The organism is Mesorhizobium sp. P2_D6 (assembly GCF_056404315.1).
On sequence record NZ_JBFUEG010000012.1, the window covers coordinates 94529 to 118792 of the forward strand.

The window sequence follows — 24264 nt, forward strand, 5'->3', positions numbered from 1 at the left end:
TCTCTGGCCGGCTCAACGGTTCCCCGCTATTGGCCGGCCAGCTTCATAGGGGTATGGTGTGATCGCGGAAAGGGAAATTTCGAAACGGTCCATCGGCCATGTGCAGGTTGACCCTCGCTCTCGCCTTCGTGCTGACCTGTGGCCCCGTGTCCGCAGCAGAGCATTGGTTTGCTCATGACGGCGACACGCTGTGGCATGACAAGAAACGAGTTCAGTTACTCGGTATCGATGCCCCCGAACTTTCCCAGCCGTGTTTTGATGCCGCTGACAAGATCTGGCCCTGCGGCAGGTATGCGCGTGACCACATTCGCCATCTCATTGCCTCTGGGGATGTATCCTGCACCATCGAAGGCAAGGACCGCAATGACGACGATGTCGGCGTCTGCTTCGTTGGGAGCATCGATCTCGCGCGCGACCTGGTAAAACACGGATTGGCGGTCGCCGACAAACAAGCGCCTCGATACCTACCAGAAGAGCGCGAAGCCCGGAGTGCCAAACGTAACTTGTGGGCAGGGGAATTTATCGACCCCGGCGAATATAGACGGGGTGGACGCCCATAGTTTCGAGATGGTCTTCCATTTTGGCTAACCGCCGCTGTCCATCTGGCGCCGGAAGATTACATGCGGTGGCTTGGGCCGGAGCCGGATCCGCGTGACCTGATGAAGCCGTTCCCGTCCGACCTGATGACGATGTGGCCGATCAACAGCAAGGTCGGCAGCCCGCGCAACAACACGCCCGACATCATTGATAGGATCGGCCTAGGCCGTCAACCCATAAACGGCCAGAAATGGCCGGCGCTCGGATAGCTTAGTTCGTCGGCAAAGAGGTACCAATCGCGGTCACGCAGTGATCGCTATTTCGACGGCCCTATTCGATGGATCGCCGAACCCGAACTGATCGTCAGAGGCCGGCAAGATAGTGAGCCATGGCAGCGATATCGTCGGCCGACAAATTGCGCACCAAGGCCGTCATGCGAGGCATGTTCGGGCGCTTGTTATCGTGAAAGTCGGAGAGGGTTTTGATCAGGTAGTCCAGCTTCTGATTTGCGACGCGCGGAGTGTTGGCGTATCCGACGAAGCCCCCCCCGGTGGCACGAGGTGCACTTCTTCTCGACGTCAAGCACTTGGAAGCGGGTGATGCTCGCTGCGTCGGCCGGCTCGCGGTAGGCGGGCCAGGGCAGTGCGGAGAACTGGGCCGCAAGAGCCCCGGCAGTGATCGCGCTGTTCGAGCCCCTGACTTTGGCGCTGGCAAGCAGTCGCGCCCGCCGCGAAGGAACAATCCTCGCGTGGCATTTTGTCCGGGCGCCACGGCCCGAGCCATTCTCAGCCGCGACCAGGCAGTCGCGGACACGTTCCGCGTTGCGGCGCAATCGCAAATGGTCGCAGCTTCGCGTTCGACCGCGCCCCAAAATCACCCGTCACCAGGTAATCACCTGGTGGACATGCGTCAGCCGATCGCCGCACGAATCGAGAGCGCTGCCCTGGACGATTGCATAACCTCGCCGACATGGCAGTAGCAGACGATCTCGTGCAGTTGGTGGTCGGTCAACTCGAAGAAGCGCTTGGCTTCGCCATAGCTATCGTCTTTCAGACCTTCGTCGTGCAATATGGGGTCCGTGAAGGCAACCGCTATCGGCGAGCCATCGCCTCGCATCACATCGCGCTCCGGCGGGGCACGGTATTCAGTCCCGGCGAGCGCGGTCAGGAGCCGGCTGGGCTCACGTTCAAGAAGCTCGGCCCAACGTACGAGACGTTGGGTTCGGCTCATTACCGGCTGTGTGTTGACCTCGGCCACTGCATGCAGTTGGTCCAGTGTTTGGTGTTTCATGGCAACCTCCTAGTAATAGGTTGGTTGACCCCAAACGCCCTATATCGACATCATAGCGCCGAAGCGTCGATCCGTCATTCGAATTCCATGTCGGGGCAATCGCGGGAGACCTCGCCAATGCCTTTTTACATGCAGCCAGCCGGCGCCCCGCCGCCGTCGACGGCAGGCTCAATTCTGCTGGATCGAAATGCCCTTGTCGTCGATCTTGAGCTCGACGCCTTTTGGCTTGGTCTGTTCGTGATAGACATACGCACCGAGCGCGATGACCACGACAACGAGCGCGCCGACGAGAAGGTAGAGTGTATTCTGCTTCACGGCGCGCTCCTTTGGAAAAGTTCCATGGGAAAGCGCCGCGCGCTTTCCCATGGAATTGCGTTAGATAAAAATCCGAGCCTCATGCTCGCTTCAGGACCTTGACCAGCACCAGCAGGATAACGGCGCCGATCGTGGCGTTGATGATGGCAGCGAGAATGCCGCCGCCGATGGCAAAGCCGAGCCTTGGGAATAGCCAGCCGGCGATCAAGGCGCCGATAATGCCGACGACGATGTTGCCGATCAGGCCGAAGCCGAAGCCCGAGACGATGAGGCCGGCGAGCCAGCCGGCAATGGCGCCGATGATCAGGAAGATGAGAAGGCTTTCGATGCCCATGGCGAGTCCCTCCAGGATGAGAGGCGGCTGCGGAGCGGACGGCCCCGAATCGGCCTCATTATCAACGGCCTCACGCTATGCGAAAGCACATCAACCCGCCAGCGGCTCACTGATCGTCGTCATCGTCACTGGAGGCAGGCCGCCAGCTGGTCGGCTCGACCTTTTTCTGGGTGTCGCTGTCGGTATAGACCCACCAGGCGCCGTCGCGGTACTGCCCGACGGATTCGCTGACGATACCAGCGCCGTCCTTCCACAAGACAGTGACCTTGGACCCGTCCGTCGGAGCGGTTGCTATCGGCTTTCGGTCTGCCATGTCATCCCCTCTCGTCGCACTTCCGTCCGGAATGCGCAGAACAACGCCGCCACCCCCATCCGGTTCCAGCGGAACGAAGGGCCCGAACCATCAGCTATGCGCAAAAATATCCTCTTCGTCCCAGCCCATCAGATCAAGCTTGGCACGCGTCGGCAGGAAGCGGAAGCAGGCGTCGGCTTCCTTGGTACGCCCGTCCCGCGCCAACCGCCCGGCCAGCACATCGCGCAGCCGGTGCAGATAGAGCACGTCGGACGCGGCATATTCGAGCTGTTCGGGCGACAAGGTCTCAGCCGCCCAATCCGACGATTGCTGCACCTTGGAAAGTCCGACGCCGAGCAGTTCGAAGCAGATGTCCTTCAGGCCGTGCCGGTCGGTATAGGTGCGGGTCAGCCGCGAGGCGATCTTGGTGCAGAACACCGGCTCCGGCATGACGCCGAAGGCATTGTAGAGCACCGCGAGGTCGAAACGGCCATAGTGGAACAGTTTGGTGATGCCGCGGTTGCGCAGCAGGCTGACAAGGTTCGGCGCCTTCTTCTGGCCGGGCGCGATCTGGATCACGTCGGCGGAGCCATCGCCCGGCGAGATCTGCACCACGCAGAGCCGGTCGCGGTGCGGGTTCAACCCCAGCGTCTCGGTGTCGATGGCCACTGCGTCGACATTGTAGTGGGACAGGTCAGGCAGATCGTTCTTGTGGAAGCGGATGTCGCTCATTGTCTTCTCCGGATCGCGGCTTACGGTCGTCCTCGCCGCGATCCGCTGAAAAATCAACCAGAAACTGGTTTCCCGCTGCTTCAGCGCGTCAGCGCATCGAGAATGCGCGCCCAGGAGCGCTGGCCCTTGTGGAAGGAGGTCAGCTCGTATTTCTCGTTGGGCGAGTGGATGCGGTCGTCGTCGAGGCCGAACCCGACAAGCAGCGATTCCATGCCGAGATAGGTCTGGAAATCACCGACGACGGGAATGGAGCCGCCGCCGCCCGTGGTTACCGCCGGCTTCGGCCATTCATCCGACAGCGCGTTCTTGGCCTTGGCCAGGAACGGCGAGTCATAGGAGAGCTGGATCGCCGGCGAACCGCCATGGGGATGGAACTCGACCGAACAGTCCCCAGGAATCCGCTCCCTGACGAATTTCTGGAACGCCGCGCGGATCTTCTCGGGATTCTGCTTGTGGACAAGGCGGAAGGAGATTTTCGCCGACGCCTCCGCCGCGATCACCGTCTTGAACCCTTTGCCCGTATAACCGCCGATAATGCCGTTGAATTCGGCGGTCGGTCGCGCCCAGGTCAGCTCGAGCACCGAGCGGCCTTTTTCGCCTGATGGGATCGACAGGCCGATAGGCCCGAGGAAGGTCTCGGCGGTTTCGCCCAGCGTCTCCCACGATTTCAGGATCTGCGACGGCGTCTCCTCGACTCCGTCATAGAAGCCGGGAATGGTGATGTGGCCATTCTCGTCATGGATGTCGGCGAGGATTTTCGCCAGGATGCGGATCGGATTGGCGGCGGCACCGCCATAAAGACCCGAATGCAGGTCGCGATCGGCAGCCTTCACCGTGATCTCCTCGCCGACCATGCCGCGCAGCGACACGCAGATTGACGGCGTCTCGCGGTCCCACATGCCGGTATCGCAGACGAGCGCGAAGTCGGCCTTGAGTTCTTCGGCATTGGCCTCGAGGAACGGCTTCAGCGACGGCGAGCCGGATTCCTCCTCGCCCTCGAACAGGATGGTGATGCGACAAGGCAGATTGCCGTGCACCTGCTTCCAGGCGCGACAGGCCTCGACGAAGGTCATCAATTGCCCCTTGTCGTCGGCCGAACCACGCCCGGTGATTACCTTGTGGCCGGGCTCGATCTCCTTGACCGCCGGCGCGAACGGATCGCTCTCCCAAAGCTCGATCGGGTCGACCGGCTGCACGTCGTAATGGCCGTAAAACAACACATGCGGCGAACCGGCGGGGCCGTCATGATGCGCAACCACCATAGGGTGTCCGGGGGTATCGCGCACCGAGGCGTCGAAGCCGATCAGCTTGAGGTCGGCCACCAGCCATTCGGCAGCCTTGCGGCAGTCGGCGGCATAGTCGGAATCGGTGGAGATCGACTTTATGCGGAGCAGGCCGAACAGGCGCTCCAGGCTCTGGTCGAGATTTTTATCGAGACGGTCGAGGACGGGGGAAATGGTGGACATTATTGCGGGCCTTTCTTTTCGGTGCCGGGACCGTAAAGGCAGCGCATCAAAACGAAAAGCCCGCGATCATTAGACCACGGGCTGGAATTTGCTTATTGAAAGGCAAAAGAGCCGCCGTGGTGGAGGGGGAACCACGGCGGCCTTTACTCGAAACGTTGCGGCAGCCCGGAGAGGGGGGATAGGCTGCCGCAGTTGTCCGGGATAGGCGGGGGACGGGCCTTGCTCCGGACTCGGCGAAAACTGCCGATGACATGTATCTGTGTCTTCGAACGTGGCGTTTCAAGGGCACGAAAATTACACTTTTGTAACATGGTTGTGAGCGGCCGAGGTCCATAACGAGGCATTCACAGGCAGCCTCTGTCAGGATGGCGCCGCAACGCCTGTTGGAAGCGTGCCTTTGCCATGGACCGCGCCGCCCTGCCGCGCTATCCCTGCCGGCATGAAAAAAGGCGATCATCTCTTCCTTATCGACGGCTCCGGCTACATTTTTCGTGCCTATCACGCACTGCCACCGCTGACGCGCAAATCCGATGGCCTGCCGGTCGGCGCCGTCTCGGGCTTCTGCAACATGCTGTGGAAACTGATGCAGGATGCCCGCAACACCGATGTAGGCATTGTGCCGACGCATTTCGCGGTCATTTTCGATTATTCGTCGAAAACCTTCCGCAACGAGCTCTACCCGGAATACAAGGCCAACCGCAACGCGCCACCCGAAGACCTGATCCCGCAATTCGGCCTGATCCGCCAGGCTACCATCGCCTTCAATCTGCCCTGCATCGAGATGGAAGGGTTCGAGGCCGACGACCTCATTGCCACCTATTGCAAGCTTGCCTGCGAGGCCGGCGGCGACACCACCATCATCTCCTCGGACAAGGATCTGATGCAACTGGTCGGCCCCACGGTAGGCATGTACGACCCGATGAAGGATCGCCAGATCGGCATCCCCGAAGTCATCGAGAAATGGGGCGTGCCGCCGGAAAAGATGATCGACCTGCAGGCGCTCACCGGCGACTCCGTCGACAATGTCCCTGGCGTGCCCGGCATCGGACCGAAGACGGCGGCGCAGCTTCTGGAACAGTTCGGCGACCTCGACGGGCTGCTCGCCCGTGCCAGCGAGATCAAGCAGGACAAAAGGCGTGAATCCATCATCGCCAATGCCGACAAGGCGCGCATTTCGCGTCAGCTGGTGACGCTGAAGAACGACGTGCCGGTGACCGACGGGCTCGAGGATTTCGTGCTGCATGCGCCGGACGGGCCGAAGCTGATCGGCTTCCTCAAGACCATGGAATTCACCTCGCTGACCCGCCGCGTGGCCGAGGCGACCAGCACCGAAGCCGGCGATGTTCAAGCCGTCGCTGTCAACGTCGAGCGCGCCGACACCGCGCATGGCCCCGATGTCGGGTCGGGCGCACCAGCAGTTGCTCGGGGCGGCGGAGCCAACGAAGCAGCACAAGCTGAAGCCAAGGCCGATACCGCCAAGGCTGGCGATACCCCTTCTTTGCTTTCTGCACTTCGTCTCGAAGCGGCATCCGCCGCCAGGATCGACCCGACCGCCTATGTCGCGATCCGCGACACGGCAATGCTCAAGACATGGCTGGCCCAGGCCAAGGAGACCGGCATCGTCGCTTTCGACACCGAGACCACGTCGTCGGACCCGATGCTGGCCGACCTCATCGGTTTCTCCCTGGCGGTTGGCCCAGGCCGCGCCGCCTATGTGCCGCTCGCCCACAGAACCGGCGCAGGCGACCTGCTCGGCGGCGGCGCGCTGGAGAACCAGATTCCGGTCCGCGAGGCGCTGGCGCTGCTGAAACCGCTGCTTGAGGACAAATCGGTGCTCAAGATCGCCCAGGACGCCAAATACGACATCGTCGTGATGAGCCGCCACGGCATCGACATCGCGCCCTTCGACGACACCATGCTGATCTCCTATGTGCTCGACGCCGGCACCGGCCACCACACTTTGTCGTCGCTTGCCGACAAATGGCTTGGCCATGCGACGACCCCACTCAAGGATCTCGCCGGTTCCGGCAGAAGCTCCGTCGGTTTCGAGCAGGTCGATATCGACAGGGCGACCGCCTACGCCGCAGGCCATGCCGACGTGGCGTTGCGGCTGTGGCAGGTGTTGAAGCCGCGGCTGGCCGCCAAGGGCCTGGTCTCGGTCTATGAGCGGCTGGAGCGGCCGCTGGTGCCGGTTCTGGCCCGCATGGAACAACGCGGCATATCGGTCGACCGCCAGATCCTGTCGCGGCTCTCCGGCGAGCTGGCGCAAGGCGCGGCGCGGCTGGAAGAGGAAATCTACGGGCTTATCGGCGAACGCATCAACATCGGTTCGCCAAAGCAGCTCGGCGACATCCTGTTTGGCCGCATGGGCCTGCCCGGCGGCTCCAAGACCAAGACCGGACAATGGTCGACCTCCGCGCAGCTTCTGGAAGACCTTGCCGCCGAAGGCCACGAACTGCCGCGCAAGATCGTCGATTGGCGCCAGCTGACCAAGCTGAAATCCACCTACACCGACGCCCTGCCCGGCTTCATCCACCCGGACACCAAGCGCGTGCACACCTCCTATGCGCTGGCGGCGACGACGACGGGCCGGCTGTCTTCGTCAGATCCCAATCTGCAGAACATCCCGGTGCGCACCGCCGAAGGACGCAAGATCCGGACCGCCTTCATCGCCGATAAGGGCCAGAAACTGGTCTCGGCCGACTACAGCCAGATTGAATTGCGCGTGCTCGCCCATGTCGCCGAGATACCGCAGCTGACGCAAGCTTTTGCCGACGGCGTCGACATCCATGCCGTCACCGCCTCGGAAATGTTTTCCGTGCCGGTCGAAGGCATGCCTTCAGAGGTGCGCCGCCGCGCCAAGGCGATCAATTTCGGGATCATCTACGGCATTTCGGCCTTTGGGCTGGCCAACCAGCTGTCGATCCCGCGCGAGGAAGCCGGCGCCTACATCAAGAAGTATTTCGAGCGTTTCCCGGGCATCCGCGACTATATCGAGGCGACCAAGGCCTATGCGCGCGAACATGGCTTCGTCGAAACCATCTTCGGCCGCCGCATCCACTATCCGGAGATCAGGTCGTCAAACCCGTCGATCCGCGCCTTCAACGAGCGCGCCTCGATCAACGCGCGCTTGCAAGGCACCGCCGCCGACATCATCCGCCGCGCCATGGTGCATATGGACGAAGCGCTGGAGAAGGCCGGCCTCTCCGCCCGCATGCTCTTACAGGTGCATGACGAACTGATCTTCGAGACGGTGGAGGCGGAAGTCGAGGCGACGATCCCCGTCGTGCGCCGTGTCATGGAAAACGCCCCGATGCCGGCAATCTCGATGTCGGTCCCGCTGCATGTCGATGCACGGGCGGCGAACAACTGGGACGAGGCGCACTAGGGTGGATATTTACCTTACCTATCGAGGCCAAATTCCCTCGAAGGCAAGCAGTCTCGATGCGGTCTGGCGTATGCGAAAGAGCTTTCACCGGCAGTTGGAGACGTTGTGGGGTAAAGAGCCGTTTGCGGTGCTCAAAAGATGGGAAGATTCAAATTTCGCTGCACAGGCGCCAAATTTTCTACGCACAGTCGGTGACCAGCTATTTGTACCATTTTACGGAGAGGCTGTCGGCGTAGGTGTAAGGCTAGAAATCAAACTACTGACAGGTCTGCCTCGACAGGCGGTCATAAGCAGCGGTGATTTGGACAATCGGGTAAAGCGAATAATCGATGCATTACGCACACCCACTCAAAAAGGCGAGCTAATACCCAGCCTCGAACCAAATTCACGATGGTACTGCGTTATGGATGATGACAGCTCAGTCAAAGAGGTAACCGCCTCGCTAGCACCATACTTAGACTCGAACGATCCGAGTGAGTCTTTCGTGTTCGTGAGAGTGAGAACGTCTCCGACTGCCGTCACATTTGCAAATGTAGCTATGTTGTTTTAGCAGAATTACGCCTTCAGGCGGCTTCAGCCCGGCACTTCGCACACGTCCCGCGAAACTCGATCACCGCCTTCTTGGCCGCAAACCCCGTCGAGCGCACCCACTCATCCAGCCGGTGGTCGACATCGTGATCCGACATCTCCGTCACCTGCCCGCAGGTGTCGCAGATGGCAAAGGCTGTCATGGAATGGCTGTGGTCGTGCGGTTCGGCGCAGGCGACGAAGGAGTTGAGGCTTTCCAGCCGGTGCACGAAGCCTGACTTCACCAGGCTGTCGAGCGCGCGGTAGACCTGCAGCGGCGCGCGAAAACCGCGCTCGCGCAGCTGGTCGAGCAGCGTATAGGCGCTGAGCGGTCCGCTGGCGGCCTCGAGCTTTTCGAGCACGCTCAGCTGATTCTTCGTCAGCACATCCCTTGCCGCCATGATGCTGCTTTCCGATCGTTTAGAGCATGAGGCCGAAAAATGTGAAGCGGTTTTCGGACGACATCATGCTCCATCTCCTTGATTTAGAACTGCCTGCACGCCATTTCTGTCATGCGGCGGCCTCAATTCCCTTGAGATAGCGATGAACCAGCCTTTTTGCCACTGTTTCCGTTATCGCCATCGACACGTCCACCGCCACCGCCGGTTGACGGCACTCGGCACCGCCAAGAAGCCCTGAGGCAAGAACGGTTCATCGTCTCATGAAAATGCAAAACGGCGGGATCCTCCCGCCGTTTTGATTCGTATCGTTTGCCGGCTGTGCTTACTTCCTCGGCGGGCCTTTGCGCTCTGCCGAAGCCGCCCACAGATTGATGTCGGACTCGCGCGCGTAAGTGTCGATCTCGGCGAGCTCGCCGTCGCTGAACTCGAGCACCTTGAGCGCACCGACGCAGTCCTCGACCTGTTCGGGCCGGCTGGCGCCGATCAGAGCCGAGGTCACCCGGCCCTTGCGCAGCACCCAGGCCAGCGCCATCTGCGCCAGCGTCTGGCCACGCTTGCCGGCGATCGCATTCAGCGCCTTGATGTTGGCGATGGTCTTGTCATTGATGAAGGCGGGCCGCAACGACTTGCCTTGGGCAGCGCGGCTGCCCTCGGGGATGCCGCCGAGATATTTGTCGGTCAGCATGCCTTGCGCCAGCGGCGAGAACACGATCGAGCCGACGCCGAGCCCTTCCAGCGTATCGAGCAGCCCATCCTCTTCGACCCAGCGGTTGAGCATCGAATAGCTCGGCTGATGGATGATGCAGGGCGTGCCGAGCTGCTTCAATATGTCGGCCGCCTCGCGCGTGCGCTGCGAATTGTAGGACGAGATGCCGGCATAGAGCGCCTTGCCTGAACGCACCGCATGGTCGAGCGCGCCCATCGTTTCTTCCAGCGGCGTATCCGGGTCGAAGCGGTGCGAGTAGAAGATGTCGACATAGTCGAGCCCCATCCGCTTGAGGCTCTGGTCGAGGCTGGCCAGCACATATTTGCGGCTGCCCCATTCACCGTAGGGACCGGCCCACATCTCGTAACCCGCCTTGGTCGATATGATCAGCTCATCTCGATAACCGGCGAAGTCGTTGCGAAGGATGTCGCCAAAGGCGGTTTCCGCCGAGCCGGGCGGCGGGCCGTAATTGTTGGCGAGATCGAAGTGGGTGATGCCGAGATCGAAGGCCTTGCGCGCAATCGCCTGCTTGGTCTTGTGCGGCGTGTCGTTGCCGAAATTGTGCCACAGGCCGAGCGAGATCGCCGGCAGCTTCAGGCCGGATCGCCCGCACCTGTTATAGACCATTTTCTCATAGCGGTTTTCGGCCGGCTGCCAGCGCATGGGTACGTATCCTGGATTGAATGGGTGTCGGCGCGAGCGCGCCGACACCCTTCTACCTCATTTCTTCTTCGCCAACAGCCCTTTTGCGTCCTTGACGCCGAGTGCAGCCGGCCGCTCGCAGGTGGTCTGCATGGCGACGAACTTGCCGGTCTCGCCCGACCGCAACAGCCCGGTCATGACGTCGACCGCATGCAGTGCCAGTTCCATCGAGCAGCGGTGCGGCCGGCCCTCGGCGATTGCCAGCGCCATGTCGGCAAGGCCTGCGGTGCGGTAATTGGCCATCATGCCCTGCCCGTGCATTTCGTTCGGCACGCCGAACGGATGCTTCCATTTCGGCAGTTTCTTCACCGGCTTGGTAGCCTCGGTGATGCGCACGTCGCCGCCGAAGAAATTCGGATCCGGCACATACACCGTACCGGCCTCGCCATAGAGTTCCATCGGCGCATGACCGTGGGCCCAAACGTCCCAACTGGTGTTGAGCGTGATCACCGCGCCATTCTCGAACTCGAGCAGACCATGGATGGTCGTCGGCGTGTTGACCGGGATCCTTTCTCCCGCGCGCGGCTTTGAGCTGATGGTGCGTTCCTTGGCAGGGGTCGTCGCAACGGCCGCCACCTGCTTCACCGGGCCGATCAACTGGATCAGGTTGGTGATGTAATACGGTCCGATGTCGAGCACCGGACCCGCACCCGGCTGGAAGAAGAAATCCGGATTGGGGTGCCAGTGCTCCATGCCGTGACCCATGACGTGGCAGGTGCCGCTGGTGATCCTGCCCAGCGTGCCATTGTCGATGAGGTTGCGCACCAGCTGGTGCGCGCCGCCGAGGAAAGTGTCCGGGGCCGAGCCGATGCGCAGACCCTTCTTCTCGGCGCGGCTCTTCAGGTCGAGCCCTTCCTTGATCGACAGCACGAACGGCTTTTCCGAATAGACATGCTTGCCGGCGTCGAGGATCTGCTTGGACACGTCGTAGTGCACGGCGGGGATGGTCAGGTTGACGATGATGTCGATCTCGTCGTCCTTGAGCAGTTCGTCGACAGTCTCGGCGCGCAGCTTGAACTCTTTCGCCCGTGCCTTCGCCGCGTCCATGTTGATGTCGGCGCAAGCGCGCATCTCGATGCCGCGAAACAGCGGCGCCAGCGAGAAATACGCCTTCGAGATGTTGCCGCAGCCGATGACGCCGATACCCAGTTTCTTTGCCATGATGATTGTTCCTAGTAAGCCTTGACGGAAGCGAGCGAGCGGCTGGCGAAGCGCTCGATGTCGTTGGGGTTGTCCTGTTCCATGACGTAGTATTTGGCCGCGCTCTTGGCGCGCAGAGCCTTGATCAGGCCGGCCCAGTCAATCGTGCCGTGGCCGACATCCGACCAACCATCCTCGTCAAGCCCTTCGCCTGCTTTGGCCATGTCCTTGACATGGACGGCGCTGATGCGCTTGCCGTGCTTTTCGATCCACGGCAGCGGATCGACGCCGCCGCGGATCACCCAGGCGACATCCATCTCCCAGCCAATGTCGGGCGCGGCCGACAGAATATGATCCTGCGGCACCGAGCCGTCGGCGAGTTTCTTGAACTCGAAATCATGGTTGTGCCAGGCAAAGCCGTAACCGGCCTTCTTTGCGGTTTCGCCGACCTTGGCAAGGCGCTCGCCAAAGCCGCGCCAGCCGGCGGCATCGGCCGGCCGCTGTTCGGCCATGAGATAGGGGCAGATGACCAGCGTGATGCCGAGCGCGTCGGCCGTTTTGCGCACGCCGTCGAAATCATTCTCCAGCGCATCGATCGAGAAATGCCCGGTCGGCATCGCAAGCCCGTTCTTGTCGAGCTCGGCGCGGAACGCCTTGGGGTCGTCATAGACGCCGCCGAAGCCTTCGACTTCCTTGTAGCCGACCTTGCCCAGCATCTTGAGGATGCCGTCCCAGGGCAGAAAATTGCGGGCGCTATAGAGTTGGAATGACCAGTTCATCGTCTTTATCCGTTTCTTGGGTGGTGGGTCTTGGAGGGATCGTTCTTGGGGGATGTGATTGGGATGATTTTCAAAAATTACAGCCGATTGCCGGTCGCCGCGTCGAACAGCGAGGCGCGCGCCGGATCGAAACCGAACTGGACCGGATCGCCGCTGCGCAGCGTCCTTTCCGCCTCGACGCGGAACGAAAGGTTGCGGCCGCCGAGCTTGGTCCACACCAGCGTGTCGGAACCCATCGGCTCGACGATCTCGACGGAACCACTGGCGGAAAACGGCATCGACTTCGCCGCGTCACCGAAGGCGATGTGTTCGGGCCGGATGCCGAGCACGCAAGCACCGGTGGGGCGCTCCGTACCGTCAAAGGCATAGCGCTCAAGCGGCACCGAAACACCGTCCGTCTTGAACGTCGGACCGGCCTCCAGTTCCCCTTCGAGGAAATTCATCGCCGGCGAGCCGAGAAAGCCGGCGACAAAGCGGTTGACCGGCCGGTTGTAGATCGTCTGCGGCGCGTCGAGCTGCTGGATGACGCCGCCGCGCATGACGGCGATGCGATCGGCCAGCGTCATCGCCTCGATCTGGTCGTGGGTGACGTAGATCATCGTGTTCTGCAGCTTGCGGTGCAGAAGCTTGATTTCGACTCGCAGTTCCGAGCGCAGCTTGGCGTCTAGATTGGACAGCGGCTCGTCGAACAGGAAGACGTCGACGTCGCGCACCAGCGCCCGCCCGATCGCCACGCGCTGGCGCTGGCCGCCGGACAATGCCGCCGGCTTGCGCTGCAGCAGCGGCTCGATCTGCAGGATCTCTGCGGCGCGCGCGATGCGCTTGGCGATCTCGTCCCTGGGCACGCCGGCAACGCGCAGGCCGAAGGACAGGTTCTTCTCCACCGTCATCTGCGGGTAGAGCGCATAGGACTGGAACACCATGCCGATGCCGCGGTCCTTTGGCTCCTCCCAGGTGACATTCTTGCCCTTGATGAAGATGCGGCCATCGGAAATGTCGAGCAGCCCGGCGATGCAGTTGAGCAAGGTCGACTTGCCGCAGCCCGAGGGACCGAGCAGCACGATGAACTCGCCCTCGGCGACATCGAGGTTGAGCGTCTGCAGCACTGACACAGAGCCGAAATTGAGCGACAGATCCTGGATCGAAACGCTGGTGCCGTTGGCTGCCGTCATCGCCATCACCCTTTCACCGCGCCGGCGGCGATGCCGCGCACGAAAAGCTTGCCGGAGATGAAGTAGACGATGAGTGGCACAAGGCCGGTCAGGATGGTTGCGGCCATGTTGACGTTGTACTCCTTCACGCCTTGTACCGAATTGACGATGTTGTTGAGCTGCACCGTCATCGGATAGGTGTCGGGGCGGGTGTAGACGACGCCGAACAGGAAGTCGTTCCAGATGCCGGTGACCTGCAGGATGATGGCGACGACGAAGATCGGCAGCGACATCGGCGCCATGATGCGCAGGAAGATGCCCCAGAAGCCGGCGCCGTCGACACGCGCCGCCCGGAACAGCTCTTCCGGCATTGAGGCGAAATAGTTGCGGAACAGCAGCGTCAGGATCGGCATGCCGAAGATCGAGTGCACGATCACCAGCCCGCTCAGGCTGCCATAGAGGCCGATCTCGCGCAGGATGATGACGATCGGATAGATCATCACCTGGTAGGGGATGAAGGCGCCGACGATCAGGATGACGAAGAACGTGTCGGCGCCCTTGAAGCGCCAGTTGGCGAGCGCATAGCCGTTGACCGAGGCAATCGCGATCGACAGCAGCACCGAGGGGATGGTGATGCGCACCGAATTCCAGAAGCCGCGCGAAAGCCCGTCGCAATTGAGGCCAGTGCAGGCCGTCGCCCACGCCTTGACCCACGGCTCGAAGGTGATTTCGAGCGGCGGCGAAAAGATGTTGCCGAGCCGGATCTCGGGCATGCCCTTGAGCGAAGTGACAACCATCACGTAGAGCGGCAGCAAATAGTAGACCGCCATCACGAACAGCGTGCCATAGAGGAAGATGTTGCGGCGCGAGAAGACATGCCGCGGCTTTGGTCCGCTCGGCCCCAAGGCTTCGCGCCCGACGGCACCCGCGCCGGCGGGCAAGGAGACGGCCTGGTCAGCCACGCTTCCGGCCTCCAAATTCGAGATAGGCCCACGGCACGACGACGATCACCACCGAGAGCAGCATCATGGTCGAGGCGGCAAAGCCCTGGCCGAGATTCTGGGCGAAGAACATGTAGTCGTAGACATACTTCGCCGGCACTTCGGAGGCGATGCCCGGGCCGCCGCTGGTCTGGGCGACGACGAGGTCGTAGACCTTGACGATGCCCGAGGCGATGATGACCAGCGTGGTGATGAAGACCGGTCGCATCATCGGAATGACGATGAACAGATAGGTCTTCCACATTGGAATCCCGTCGACCCGCGCCGCCTTCCATATGTCCTCATCAATGCCGCGCAGGCCGGCCAGCATCAGGCACATGATGAGACCGGTGCCTTGCCACAGCGCCGCGATCGAAATGCCGTAGATGACGATGCTGGAATTATAGAGCGGGTCGAAGCTGAAGCTCGTCCAGCCGAGGTCCCGCACCACATGCTGGATGCCGAAATCCGGATTGAGCAGCCACTGCCACACAAGGCCGGTGACGATGAAGGAAAGCGCGAATGGGTAGAGGAAGATAGTGCGGAACGTGTCCTCGAAGCGGATCTTCTGATCGAGAAGTGCGGCAAGCAGGAAGCCGATGACCAGCGAGAACACCAGCGAGATCGCGCCGTAGATCAACAGATTCTCGATCGAGATCAGCCAGCGCGGTGTCGACCACAGCCGGTAGTACTGATCGAGTCCGACAAAATTCAGCCGCGGCAAGAGCTTCGAATTGGTGAAGGAATAGAGCACCGTCCACAACGTGCCGCCAACGAAGACCACCGACGCGGTGAGGATCATCGGGATCGAGGCGACCTTCGCATTGAGGTTGCGGAACAGCGGGTTGGGGCGTTCGCTCTTGCTCATATCGTCAGCCGGCTGGGTAAGGGCGTTGCGATCCCGGCCCTGCTTGTGGCAAGGCCGGGAGCGAGGTGGATTGCCTCCAACGTCAGTCTGCCGCCGCGATGAGGTCGGCGAAGCGCTTCTGCGCCTCTTCCACCGTCATGTCCGGCTTGGCGAAGAATTCGGCGAAGAGATCTTCCTTCTGCTTCTGGGTGTCCTGCGACATCAACTGGTCCGTCCACGGGATGACGGCACCCTTGGCGAGGATGGCGAGGCCCTTCTTCATGCAGTCATTGGCGGCGTTCAAGTCGACGTCGCCGCGTACCGGCAGCGAACCCTTCTTGAGGTTGAAGGCGACCTGCGTCTTGGGATCGAGCAGCGTTTCGGCCAGCACTTCCTGCGCCTTGGACTTGTCGGCATCCTTGAGCAGCGGGAAATAGAAAGCGTCGCCGCCGGTGGCGATGACTTCGTTCAAACCGAGGCCCGGCAGGCAGGTGTAGTCCTTGCCGGCGACCTTGCCGGCAACCTGGAATTCGCCCTGCGCCCAGTCGCCCATGATCTGGCCGCCGGCCTTGCCGGTGATGACCAGATTGGTCGCCTGGTTCCAGTCCTGGACATTGGTGTTCTTGGCCATCTTGCGGGCATCGTCGGCGGCCTTGAAGACCTTGGCGATCTCGGGTCCGGCGGCGAATTTGGCGTCCTTGTCCTTGTAGACCTTGAGGAACGCGTCGGTGCCGCCCACGGCCGCCAGCAGCACGTCGAAGGCGCCGGAGGACTGCCAGGCCTGTCCGCCGACGGCGAGCGGAATGATGCCGGCTTTTTCCAGCGCGGGCGCAGCCGCGACGAATTCATTCCAGTCCTTCGGCAGCGGCACGCCGGCCTTTTCGAAGGCCTCGTTCGACAGCCACAGCCACTGCCAGGAATGGATGTTGACCGGTACGCAATAGATCTTGCCGTCGATGGTGCAGCTGTCGAGCAGGCTCTTCGGCCGCACGATTTCCGTCCACTTGCCCTTGGTGGCGACATCGGTGAGGTCGCGCATCAGGCCGGCCTGCACCAGTTCTTCCGCCTGCCGGCCGTGATTGAACTGGGTGGCGCCCATCGGATCGCCGCCGGTGATGCGGCTGATCATGATCGGCCGCGCCGTGCCGCCGGACCCGGCGATGGCGCCGTCGACCCAGTGATTGCCGGTAGCATCGAAGGCCTTGGCCAATTCCGCAACCGCTGCCGCTTCGCCGCCCGACGTCCACCAATGGGTGACTTCCAGGTCGGTCGCGGCTGCCGGGCCGGCAAATTGCAACGCGGCCGTCGCGGCAAAAGCAGCGGTCAAAAGTTTATAGCGCATTTCGGTTCCTCCCAGAATCTGAAACGTTACAGATTTTCGATACGGCAATTGTGCGATGCGCGCAACCCCTCGCCGTAAGCTGGTTTGATATTTTTTCGGAGCGCGAACAAATTCCTTGCGCGTAAGCCGGCAAATCCAGAACAAAATCCGCTGCTGCGCCGCAAAATCATGCTGCAGTGCAAGAAATCCACCCTAGGCCTCGTTTTCTCGCTTAGCTTCGGCCCGGTCTGAAACGCTGCCGGCACCATGAATTGGGTGGCTGCAGTGGCAAGATTGGCAATCTGTAACGTTTCAGTATACTGACGCTCAACGAGTGAACTGCCGTGCCACATCGTCATGGAAGCGATTGTCGGCAGAGCCGGCGGCTGCTATGCGCCTGACGGGGCGGGACGAATGGACAGGGACCAGACGGACAAGGACGACGAGGCGTCGGCGCATGAGCGGCCGACGTTGAAGACGCTTGCCTTCATGACCGGGCTCGGCGTCACCACCGTCTCGCGGGCGTTGAAGGATGCGCCCGAGATCGGCGCCGAGACCAGGCGGCGCGTCCAGCTCGTCGCCAGGCAGATCGGCTACCGGCCAAACCGTGCCGGCGTGCGCCTGCGGACCGGCAAGACCAATGTCATCAGCCTCGTGCTCAACACCGAGCGCGAGATCATGAGCTTTGTCTCGGACATCATCTACGGTGTCTCGGAGGTCATTGCCGACACGCCCTACCACCTGATCGTCACGCCCTATTCGCGCTCGCAGGATCCGCTGGATCCGGTGAAGTATCTGGTCGAGACGGGATCGGCCGACGGCGTCATCATTTCGCGCACGCAGCCCAATGACCCACGCGCCCGCTACATGCTGGAGCGCGGCATTCCCTTTGCCACGCATGGCCGCACCGATATGGGGCTCGTCCACCCCTATCATGACTTCGACAATTACGCCTTCGCAGCCGAGGCGGTGCGCCATCTGGCCGGCATCGGCCGGCGTCGGCTGGCGCTGGTGACACCGCCTGTGGGGCTCACCTATTACGGCCACACGGTGAACGGCTTTGTCGATGCGCTGGGCGAGGTCGACGCCAGCGAAGTGCCGTTCAACACCGTTTCAATCGACCAGTCGATCGATCAGATCAGGACCCGGACTGCGCAGCTGATGCGCCGGGAGGTCAGGCCGGACGGCTTCGTCAGCAGCGCCGCCGCGGCAACGCTGGCCGTCGTCGCCGGCATCGAGGATGCCGGCCTGAAACTCGGCCGCGACGTCGATGTGGTTTCGAAACAGTCGTCGGAACTGCTGCATTTGTTCCGCCGGGAGTTGCTGATCGTCAACGAAGACTTCCGCCTGGCGGGCACCGAGCTTGCCCGCGCCGTGCTGGGCTGGATAGGCGGCGCGGCACCCGGCTCTTTGCAGACCGTGGTCAAGCCGGGCGACGTGGTCGCCTATCAAAGCTGACTGGCACGACGCTACCCAGCCGCTCCGCTGCCCCACGGCCCATGGAAAGCCCCCTGCTCGCCGATGCGCTCGAAGCCGTGCGCGCCGAAGAAATCGCGCTGCGCCTGGATCAGGTTCGAGGTGCCGCGGCCCTGGCGATAGCTGTCGAAATAGGCGAGTGCCGACGCCAGCGCCGGCACCGGCGATCCCGCTTCCGATGCCTTGGCGACGATGCGCCGGAGCGACGGATGCGCCTCCTGCATCATGGCGATGAAGGCCGGCGCCATCAAAAGGTTGGTGGAGGCGCCGCCGGAGCCGAAGGCTTCCGCCATCGTGTCGAGCATCTGCGAGCGGATGATGCAGCCGGCGCGCCAGATCTTGGCGATGGTCGGCATCGGCAGGTTCCAGTTGAACTCCTTCGAAGCGCCGCTCATCACCGCGAACCCTTGCGCATAGGCGGCGATCTTGCCGGCGAGCAGCGCCAGCTCCAGGTCCTTCAAAAGAGCGGCCTTGTCGCCAGCAATCTTGGTCACGCCGATATTGCCATAGGCCTTTTCGGCTGCCTGGCGCTCATCCTTGATCGACGACAGCACACGGGCCGCAACCGCGGCCTCGATCGCCGTCGCCGGAATGCCGAGCTGCTGCGCCTCGATGACCGACCATTTGCCGGTGCCTTTCTGGCCGGCGCGGTCGAGGATGATATCGACCACCGGCTTGCCGGTCTTCGGATCGTCGGCGGCCAGCACCTTGGCGGTGATCTCGATCAGGTACGAATCGAGCCGGCCCTTGTTCCAGTCTTCGAAGACCTTGCCGATCTCCTTCGGCCCCATGCCGAGACCGTCACGCAGGATGCCGTAGATCTCGGCGATCATCTGCATGTCGGCATATTCGATGCCGTTGTGGATGGTTTTGACGAAATGCCCGGCGCCGTCGGTGCCGAGCCAGGCAGCGCACGGTTCGTCCTTGAACTTGGCCGAGATCGCGGTCAGCACGCTTTCGACGCGCTTCCAGGACTCTTCGGTTCCGCCGACCATGATCGACGGCCCGTGGCGCGCGCCTTCCTCGCCGCCGGACACACCCATGCCGATGAAGGTCAGGCCCGAGCCCGACAATTCGGAAAAGCGCCGCATCGTATCGCGGAAATTGGCGTTGCCGGCATCGATGACGATGTCATTGGCCGACAGCACGCCGCGCAGAGCTTCGATCTGTTCGTCGACCGGCTTGCCGGCCAGCACCATGATGATGATCGGGCGCGGCGGCCGGATGGCTTCGGCGAGTTCCTCCAGGCTGTAGCAGGGCACCACCCTGTCCCGTAGCGCGCCGGCGCTCTCAAGGAAGTCATCGGTGCGCGCCTTGGTGCGGTTGAAGACGGCGATGCGGTGCCCATGCTCGGCAATGTTGAGCGCCAGGTTGGAGCCCATCGTGCCAAGGCCGATCAGGCCGATTTCGGCTTTTTCCATCGTTTCTTCCCTGTTTTCGGATTTTGTTGAGACCGCGTTTTGCGGGGATGATTGACGGGGCTTTCGCGCCGCGTCAACCGCCTCGCTGAATTGTGTTGGGTGGATTGTCGCGCCCAACTCGCGCGGTGCCGTATGGCAGTCCGGCTTTACGGCCGGATGTCGATAGGCGCCTCGATCTTCACCACCTCGAAGTCCGAGACGAGGATATCGAGCCGCGCCGTCCAGCGGCCGGGTACCGGGATGACGAGATTGTCGACCCGCCAGGTGCCGTCGCCGGGTTTGGTTGCCGGCCGCTTTATCGGCTCGATGCCGGAATCGGGCTTCGACAGCACCAGCGTCACCTCCTTGGCGTCGAGCGGTCCGAAATCCCCGTCCATGATGACGATGGAGGCAGCAACCTGTCCGGCATGGCCGGGCGTGATGTCGATGTCGGCCATCGCTTTGATCGTGTGGATATGGGTCGATGTCGGCTGCGCCGCAGCGATCGCCAACGCCCGTGGCGGCGGCGTGAAGCGCCAGCCAGCGGCAACGCCGAAGATCAGGAGCACGATCAGCATTTCGACTGAGATCGAGCGGCTGAGCCGGCGCCGCACCTCCGTCGCTCCGGCCTCGGCCAAGGCGGTGAGCCGCCATCGATTGACCGCTGCCAGCGTGAACAGAAACACCAGCAGCGCCAGCTTGATCAGCAGCAGCCGGCCATAGGCCGTGCTGACCAGTGCCGCCGGTGTCTGCACCTGGATGATTGCGAGCACGATGCCGGCGACAGCCAGCACCGCGACCACAGGCATGATCGTGCGTGAAAACCGCCGCAGAAACGCGCCGGCCTCTGCCGATTGGCTGTTTAGCGCCAGACCGAGCGGCAGCAGCGCCCCGGCCCAGAAGGCGATGCCGGCGCCATGCAGGAACACCATCGGCCGCGTCAGCCATTGCGGTTCGGCTGCACTGGCATGGCCGCTGGCGGCAAGCGCTACGCCCACACCGGCCAGCCCAGCGAGCGCTAGCGGCCTGGCGCCGGCGCGCGGCCCGGCCAGCGACAAAAGACCAAGCCCGAGCGCCGCCAGCGAAATCAGCACCGTCCAGCCGAAACTGGTGCCGAGCCCGGTCCACCAGACCACCGGTTGCGCCAACCGGGCGAGCGGCGCGCCCAGCGCATCCAGCCCCTGGAACCCGAGCGACAGGGGTGCTGCGACCAGGCCGCAGAGGATGGCGGCAATGACGAAACGCTGGCCTGAGCGCACACCTTGCGCCAGCCATGTCAGCGCGAAGGTGCCGCCGACGCCGAGGAAAAGCCCGATGTAGAGAAGAACCTTGCCGGTCCAGATCGCCGACCGCAAATCCATGTCGACAGCTTCCGCCACTGCCGGCGCCGCGCTTGGCGCGCCGACGGAAAACAGCACCGAGCCGCCGACCGGATGGCCGTCGGCGGAAATCACCCGCCAGCTCAAGGCATGCGTGCCCGGCCCGAGCTTTTGCGGATTGTCGATCTCGACCGTCTGGTCGCTGAGCCGGAAAGAGGTCAGCGCGACAGGCGTACCGTCGGGCCGCACCAGCGTCAGCACCAGCGGCGACACCGGCTCGCTGAAGGTCAGCGAAAATTGCGTAGGCGCTTGCGCCAGCACAGCGCCGTCGGCCGGGTCGGCCTTGATCAGCGCCGCATGGGCAAAGGCCTGGTTTGGCGTGGCGAGGACGGCAAGAAGCAGGATCGTGGCCAGCAGGCCGAAGCACCTGCCGACTGTCCGTTCTATCCGCTGGAAACAGGCCACGCTCATCCCATCCACCAAAACAGTGGCGCGCCGCTTCGAAGCAGCGCGCCACCAATGCATCACTTCTTGGGCAGCAGGTTGAGGCCGGGCGCCGGATCTTCCAGCGCATCCTCATCCTGGCCAGCAGCCGGAATCTCTATCCAACGCGTGGTGGCGCCATCGCATTCCTGCACCACCGGAAAATAGAGTTTTTGGCCGGCGGGCAGATCGGCGGCCAGCGTGCCGCGGAAGACGAATTCGTCATAAAATTCATCCGGCAGGCTGCCGCCACTCCAGTCGACCTCCTTGACGCCCGACGTCACCGCCTCGCCATAGAGCTGATAGGGTTTCTCGTATTTGCCGTTCTTGACCTGCAGCGTCCAGCCGGGCTTGGGCATCGGCTTCACCCCGATCACCCCTTCCGGGATCTGCACGCGCACGGCAATCGTCGCCTTGCCGTCGCAGCCATGCGGCACCCGCAGCACGGCCTTGTAGATCGAGCCGACCGCGGCCTCCTGCGTTTCAAGCGTGATATGGGCGAAGGCGGCACTTGTCCCCAGGACAAGGAATACAGCGGCCGGCAAAAGATATCTGTTCATGATGGTCCCTCTCGAAAAATCGCTTGGCAATAATTGGTCAGTCGTTGTCTTCCTGCGGCGGTGCGCTGCCTATGGCTTGCACGGCGAACTCGACGGTCACCGCTCCAGCTTTCTCGAAGGTCAGCGTGGCGGCAAACATCTGGCCCTCCTTGGGCGGCTGCTTCAGATCCATGAACATTATGTGGTAGGCGCCGGGTCCCAGCGTCACCTTGCCGCCAGCCGGGATGTCCAGGCCACCGTCGACCGGGCGCATGGTCATGACACCATCCTTCACCCCCATTTCGTGCAGTTCGGCCTTGCCCGAAATGTCGGAGGCAATCGACAGCAGCCGGTCCGGCGCGCTGCCCTTGTTGACGATGGTGAAATAGCCGCCGGCGACCTTGGCGCCGGCCGGCGTGGCGCGCGACCAGGGGTGCTCGATCTCGATGTCGCCGGCCTTGAACTCATGCGCAAGGACGGAGTGTGCGCCGACGAACAACAGCGCGAAGGCGAAGACCACGCTGCCGAGACGCTGCTCGATCGTGCGGAAGAAAGGCGTGCTGCGGCGCAACGCGGCGGCACGAAGTAAACGGGACATGGGGAAGCTCCATGGATATGAGGTCGCGCCGTTGCCGGTCGCGAACGATCTCGGTCATTGGATGATTGTCGCTCGCGCAGGTTACGCGAGATGCCGCAGTTTCAGGCCGTAACCGGCGGCGCGCGCGGATTGGCCGGAGAACGCTCGCGTGTGAAATCGAGATGCCTGGTTATCGGAACGACAAAGGAAACAGTTTCGAAGGACAGGCTGACCGGCCCTATGCCGACACCGGGCGGCGGCGCATAGGCAACCGAGGCCATGCTGCAGCCAAGCATGCAGCATGCCGGCATATGCTGCTGGTGTGGATCGCCGCCGGGAAGCTGGACCGCTCCCTCATGTGTGCAGATAACGTTGCCGAAGGCGTCGAGCTGCGAGGCATCCGGCGCCGTGCCGAAGGCAAAGGCGCCGAGCGTCGACTGGAGCAGCAACACACAGGCCGCAACAAACGCGGCCGTCATGCTCCATCTTTGGCGCCGGATGTTCAAAAACCTGCCTCTTTACGCAGCAACGGCAGATACCTAGCACGCGCCACGCGGCCGGAAAATCGCCAAATCATCGCTGCGGCAACGCGGCGCGTTAAGAAGCGATCCGACCGATTTCCGGAATCGAGGTCAGCAACGTGTTGCGCGCCGACTTCAGATGTTTGCGGCAGGCGGCATCGACCTTGCCGAGATCGCGCGATTTCAGTGCCGCGATATAGGCGAGATGCTCGCCAACCGCGACTTCGTTGCGCTCGCGCTCCTGCGCCTTGTTCCACTGGTAGTGGTAGTGGAAGATCATGGCGATGACGTCGTAGAAATCGACAATGAAGCGATTGTGCGAGGCGCGGTGGATCAGCCGGTGAAAGCGCTCGTCTAGCTCCGAGAATTCGTTGAAGCGGGTGGCGATCTCGCTGGCCAGTAGCCGGTGCTCGTCCTCCAGGCGGTCGAGATCGGCCCACACCGGGCTGTCTTGCGGCAGCGCCGCAAAGGCCGCCGCCGAGCGTATCTCGAACATCTCGCGGATTTCGGTGAGTTCGAGCGCGAAGGCGCGCGTAAAACCCTTCAGCACCCAGTGGCTGTTGCGCCGCTTCTCGATCAGGCCGAAGCGGGAGAATCGGATCAGGAATTCGCGCACGCTGGTGGTGCCGACGCCGATCTCGCGCGCCAGTTCGAGCTCGTTGATCTGCATGCCGGCCTCGGCGCCGCCGACGAGCAGCCTGCGCATGAACGAGCGCTCGATGATCTGTGCCAGCGTGTCGGTCTCCTCCTCCGGGAAGAAATCATCCGGCTTCGGCGCCCTGAGCACTGTCTTGCTGCGCTTGTTCCAGGCGATAAGCCCGGTCTCTTCCATGCGCGCCAGAATGGTGCGCACGGTGGTGCGGCTGACTCCGAGCAGAGTGCCTAACTCCGGCTCCGACGGCAGGCTCTGCGTTTCATCGAGCAGCCGCAGCCCCCTGTTGTAAGCATCCTTGTAGACGTTGTTGCTCTTCGACATCCCTGCCCTGTTGCGCGCCGGCGCT

General features: G+C 62.5%; 23 protein-coding genes and 1 pseudogene. 4 read left to right on the forward strand and 20 right to left on the reverse strand.

Annotation, left to right across the window (positions count from 1 at the left end; genetic code table 11):
- The first annotated feature begins 107 nt into the window (after positions 1 to 107).
- Positions 108 to 560, forward strand: coding sequence for a thermonuclease family protein (locus AC1D1L_RS23555; RefSeq protein ID WP_477343837.1), 453 nt, complete (start codon positions 108 to 110; stop codon positions 558 to 560).
- 36 nt (positions 561 to 596) lie between these two features.
- Positions 597 to 806 (forward strand): annotated as a pseudogene (locus AC1D1L_RS23560) (hypothetical protein); the annotation flags it as partial.
- Between the two features lie 640 nt (positions 807 to 1446).
- Here AC1D1L_RS23560 and AC1D1L_RS23565 read toward each other — a convergent pair.
- The 6 genes from AC1D1L_RS23565 to AC1D1L_RS23590 form a co-directional block, all read right to left on the reverse strand.
- Positions 1447 to 1827, reverse strand: coding sequence for a hypothetical protein (locus tag AC1D1L_RS23565; RefSeq protein WP_352585672.1), 381 nt, complete (start codon positions 1825 to 1827; stop codon positions 1447 to 1449).
- Between the two features lie 168 nt (positions 1828 to 1995).
- Positions 1996 to 2142 (reverse strand): hypothetical protein, encoded by a 147-nt coding sequence (locus AC1D1L_RS23570; RefSeq protein ID WP_023686592.1) that lies wholly within the window; start codon positions 2140 to 2142, stop codon positions 1996 to 1998.
- Positions 2143 to 2221: 79 nt separating this feature from the next.
- Positions 2222 to 2476, reverse strand: a complete 255-nt coding sequence (locus AC1D1L_RS23575) for a GlsB/YeaQ/YmgE family stress response membrane protein (RefSeq protein ID WP_112562748.1) — start codon at positions 2474 to 2476, stop codon at positions 2222 to 2224.
- Between the two features lie 106 nt (positions 2477 to 2582).
- Positions 2583 to 2789 (reverse strand): hypothetical protein, encoded by a 207-nt coding sequence (locus AC1D1L_RS23580; RefSeq protein WP_477343838.1) that lies wholly within the window; start codon positions 2787 to 2789, stop codon positions 2583 to 2585.
- A gap of 90 nt (positions 2790 to 2879) precedes the next feature.
- Positions 2880 to 3500 (reverse strand): ribonuclease D, encoded by a 621-nt coding sequence (locus AC1D1L_RS23585; protein WP_112562932.1) that lies wholly within the window; start codon positions 3498 to 3500, stop codon positions 2880 to 2882.
- Positions 3501 to 3580: 80 nt separating this feature from the next.
- Entirely contained in the window at positions 3581 to 4966 is a 1386-nt protein-coding gene (locus tag AC1D1L_RS23590; protein ID WP_477343839.1) for a M20/M25/M40 family metallo-hydrolase, read from the reverse strand.
- A gap of 439 nt (positions 4967 to 5405) precedes the next feature.
- Here AC1D1L_RS23590 and polA point away from each other — a divergent pair, with 439 nt between their 5' ends.
- Entirely contained in the window at positions 5406 to 8354 is a 2949-nt protein-coding gene (polA, locus tag AC1D1L_RS23595) for a DNA polymerase I (protein WP_477343841.1), read from the forward strand.
- 563 nt (positions 8355 to 8917) lie between these two features.
- Here the strand turns inward: polA and AC1D1L_RS23600 are convergent.
- From AC1D1L_RS23600 to AC1D1L_RS23635, 8 genes are all read right to left on the reverse strand, one after another.
- Complete coding sequence (locus AC1D1L_RS23600; protein ID WP_112562754.1) at positions 8918 to 9322, reverse strand: Fur family transcriptional regulator; 405 nt, start codon at positions 9320 to 9322, stop codon at positions 8918 to 8920.
- Positions 9323 to 9644: 322 nt separating this feature from the next.
- Complete coding sequence (gene mgrA / locus AC1D1L_RS23605) at positions 9645 to 10691, reverse strand: L-glyceraldehyde 3-phosphate reductase (RefSeq protein ID WP_477343842.1); 1047 nt, start codon at positions 10689 to 10691, stop codon at positions 9645 to 9647.
- 57 nt (positions 10692 to 10748) lie between these two features.
- Positions 10749 to 11891 (reverse strand): Gfo/Idh/MocA family protein, encoded by a 1143-nt coding sequence (locus tag AC1D1L_RS23610; protein ID WP_477343843.1) that lies wholly within the window; start codon positions 11889 to 11891, stop codon positions 10749 to 10751.
- Between the two features lie 11 nt (positions 11892 to 11902).
- Positions 11903 to 12649 carry a sugar phosphate isomerase/epimerase family protein gene (locus AC1D1L_RS23615; RefSeq protein ID WP_477343844.1) on the reverse strand — a complete coding sequence of 249 codons (747 nt, stop codon included), beginning with the start codon at positions 12647 to 12649 and terminating at the stop codon, positions 11903 to 11905.
- Positions 12650 to 12726: 77 nt separating this feature from the next.
- Entirely contained in the window at positions 12727 to 13821 is a 1095-nt protein-coding gene (locus AC1D1L_RS23620; protein WP_112562938.1) for an ABC transporter ATP-binding protein, read from the reverse strand.
- 5 nt (positions 13822 to 13826) lie between these two features.
- The gene (locus AC1D1L_RS23625; protein WP_477343845.1) at positions 13827 to 14762 is read right to left on the reverse strand and encodes a carbohydrate ABC transporter permease; all 936 of its coding nucleotides are present in this window, start codon (positions 14760 to 14762) and stop codon (positions 13827 to 13829) included.
- Positions 14755 to 15648 carry a carbohydrate ABC transporter permease gene (locus tag AC1D1L_RS23630; RefSeq protein WP_112562776.1) on the reverse strand — a complete coding sequence of 298 codons (894 nt, stop codon included), beginning with the start codon at positions 15646 to 15648 and terminating at the stop codon, positions 14755 to 14757. Before AC1D1L_RS23630 ends, AC1D1L_RS23625 begins: the two co-directional genes overlap by 8 nt.
- Before the next feature lie 82 nt (positions 15649 to 15730).
- Positions 15731 to 16969: an ABC transporter substrate-binding protein gene (locus AC1D1L_RS23635; RefSeq protein ID WP_477343846.1), complete on the reverse strand. Its 1239-nt coding sequence runs from the start codon at positions 16967 to 16969 to the stop codon at positions 15731 to 15733.
- A 393-nt stretch (positions 16970 to 17362) separates the two neighbouring features.
- Here AC1D1L_RS23635 and AC1D1L_RS23640 point away from each other — a divergent pair, with 393 nt between their 5' ends.
- A complete protein-coding gene (locus tag AC1D1L_RS23640) occupies positions 17363 to 18406 on the forward strand; it encodes a LacI family transcriptional regulator (RefSeq protein ID WP_477343848.1) in 1044 nt (347 codons plus the stop codon).
- A gap of 11 nt (positions 18407 to 18417) precedes the next feature.
- Here AC1D1L_RS23640 and gndA read toward each other — a convergent pair whose 3' ends face one another.
- The 6 genes from gndA to AC1D1L_RS23670 form a co-directional block, all read right to left on the reverse strand.
- Positions 18418 to 19845 (reverse strand): NADP-dependent phosphogluconate dehydrogenase, encoded by a 1428-nt coding sequence (gndA, locus tag AC1D1L_RS23645; protein ID WP_477343849.1) that lies wholly within the window; start codon positions 19843 to 19845, stop codon positions 18418 to 18420.
- Between the two features lie 146 nt (positions 19846 to 19991).
- On the reverse strand, positions 19992 to 21614 hold the full coding sequence (locus tag AC1D1L_RS23650; RefSeq protein WP_477343851.1) for a copper resistance CopC/CopD family protein: 1623 nt from the start codon (positions 21612 to 21614) through the stop codon (positions 19992 to 19994).
- Between the two features lie 53 nt (positions 21615 to 21667).
- Positions 21668 to 22186 (reverse strand): YcnI family copper-binding membrane protein, encoded by a 519-nt coding sequence (locus AC1D1L_RS23655; RefSeq protein WP_477343852.1) that lies wholly within the window; start codon positions 22184 to 22186, stop codon positions 21668 to 21670.
- Positions 22187 to 22223: 37 nt separating this feature from the next.
- Positions 22224 to 22763, reverse strand: a complete 540-nt coding sequence (locus AC1D1L_RS23660) for a copper chaperone PCu(A)C (protein WP_477343853.1) — start codon at positions 22761 to 22763, stop codon at positions 22224 to 22226.
- Positions 22764 to 22864: 101 nt separating this feature from the next.
- A complete protein-coding gene (locus AC1D1L_RS23665; protein ID WP_477343854.1) occupies positions 22865 to 23221 on the reverse strand; it encodes a DUF2946 family protein in 357 nt (118 codons plus the stop codon).
- A gap of 118 nt (positions 23222 to 23339) precedes the next feature.
- The gene (locus AC1D1L_RS23670; protein WP_477343855.1) at positions 23340 to 24239 is read right to left on the reverse strand and encodes a GntR family transcriptional regulator; all 900 of its coding nucleotides are present in this window, start codon (positions 24237 to 24239) and stop codon (positions 23340 to 23342) included.
- Positions 24240 to 24264: the final 25 nt, after the last annotated feature.

What these genes read in the sequence shown, in the direction of transcription:
- AC1D1L_RS23565 (WP_352585672.1), bottom strand. Translation starts at nt 1,827, where the DNA reads ATGAAACACCAAACACTGGACCAACTGCATGCAGTGGCCGAGGTCAAC.
- mgrA (WP_477343842.1), bottom strand. Translation starts at nt 10,691, where the DNA reads ATGCGCTGGCAGCCGGCCGAAAACCGCTATGAGAAAATGGTCTATAAC.
- AC1D1L_RS23620 (WP_112562938.1), bottom strand. Translation starts at nt 13,821, where the DNA reads ATGACGGCAGCCAACGGCACCAGCGTTTCGATCCAGGATCTGTCGCTC.
- AC1D1L_RS23630 (WP_112562776.1), bottom strand. Translation starts at nt 15,648, where the DNA reads ATGAGCAAGAGCGAACGCCCCAACCCGCTGTTCCGCAACCTCAATGCG.
- AC1D1L_RS23635 (WP_477343846.1), bottom strand. Translation starts at nt 16,969, where the DNA reads ATGCGCTATAAACTTTTGACCGCTGCTTTTGCCGCGACGGCCGCGTTG.
- AC1D1L_RS23610 (WP_477343843.1), bottom strand. Translation starts at nt 11,891, where the DNA reads ATGGCAAAGAAACTGGGTATCGGCGTCATCGGCTGCGGCAACATCTCG.
- AC1D1L_RS23655 (WP_477343852.1), bottom strand. Translation starts at nt 22,186, where the DNA reads ATGAACAGATATCTTTTGCCGGCCGCTGTATTCCTTGTCCTGGGGACA.
- AC1D1L_RS23650 (WP_477343851.1), bottom strand. Translation starts at nt 21,614, where the DNA reads ATGAGCGTGGCCTGTTTCCAGCGGATAGAACGGACAGTCGGCAGGTGC.
- AC1D1L_RS23590 (WP_477343839.1), bottom strand. Translation starts at nt 4,966, where the DNA reads ATGTCCACCATTTCCCCCGTCCTCGACCGTCTCGATAAAAATCTCGAC.
- AC1D1L_RS23660 (WP_477343853.1), bottom strand. Translation starts at nt 22,763, where the DNA reads ATGTCCCGTTTACTTCGTGCCGCCGCGTTGCGCCGCAGCACGCCTTTC.
- AC1D1L_RS23600 (WP_112562754.1), bottom strand. Translation starts at nt 9,322, where the DNA reads ATGGCGGCAAGGGATGTGCTGACGAAGAATCAGCTGAGCGTGCTCGAA.
- polA (WP_477343841.1), top strand. Translation starts at nt 5,406, where the DNA reads ATGAAAAAAGGCGATCATCTCTTCCTTATCGACGGCTCCGGCTACATT.
- AC1D1L_RS23580 (WP_477343838.1), bottom strand. Translation starts at nt 2,789, where the DNA reads ATGGCAGACCGAAAGCCGATAGCAACCGCTCCGACGGACGGGTCCAAG.
- AC1D1L_RS23640 (WP_477343848.1), top strand. Translation starts at nt 17,363, where the DNA reads ATGGACAGGGACCAGACGGACAAGGACGACGAGGCGTCGGCGCATGAG.
- AC1D1L_RS23670 (WP_477343855.1), bottom strand. Translation starts at nt 24,239, where the DNA reads ATGTCGAAGAGCAACAACGTCTACAAGGATGCTTACAACAGGGGGCTG.
- AC1D1L_RS23575 (WP_112562748.1), bottom strand. Translation starts at nt 2,476, where the DNA reads ATGGGCATCGAAAGCCTTCTCATCTTCCTGATCATCGGCGCCATTGCC.
- gndA (WP_477343849.1), bottom strand. Translation starts at nt 19,845, where the DNA reads ATGGAAAAAGCCGAAATCGGCCTGATCGGCCTTGGCACGATGGGCTCC.
- AC1D1L_RS23615 (WP_477343844.1), bottom strand. Translation starts at nt 12,649, where the DNA reads ATGAACTGGTCATTCCAACTCTATAGCGCCCGCAATTTTCTGCCCTGG.
- AC1D1L_RS23585 (WP_112562932.1), bottom strand. Translation starts at nt 3,500, where the DNA reads ATGAGCGACATCCGCTTCCACAAGAACGATCTGCCTGACCTGTCCCAC.
- AC1D1L_RS23665 (WP_477343854.1), bottom strand. Translation starts at nt 23,221, where the DNA reads ATGACGGCCGCGTTTGTTGCGGCCTGTGTGTTGCTGCTCCAGTCGACG.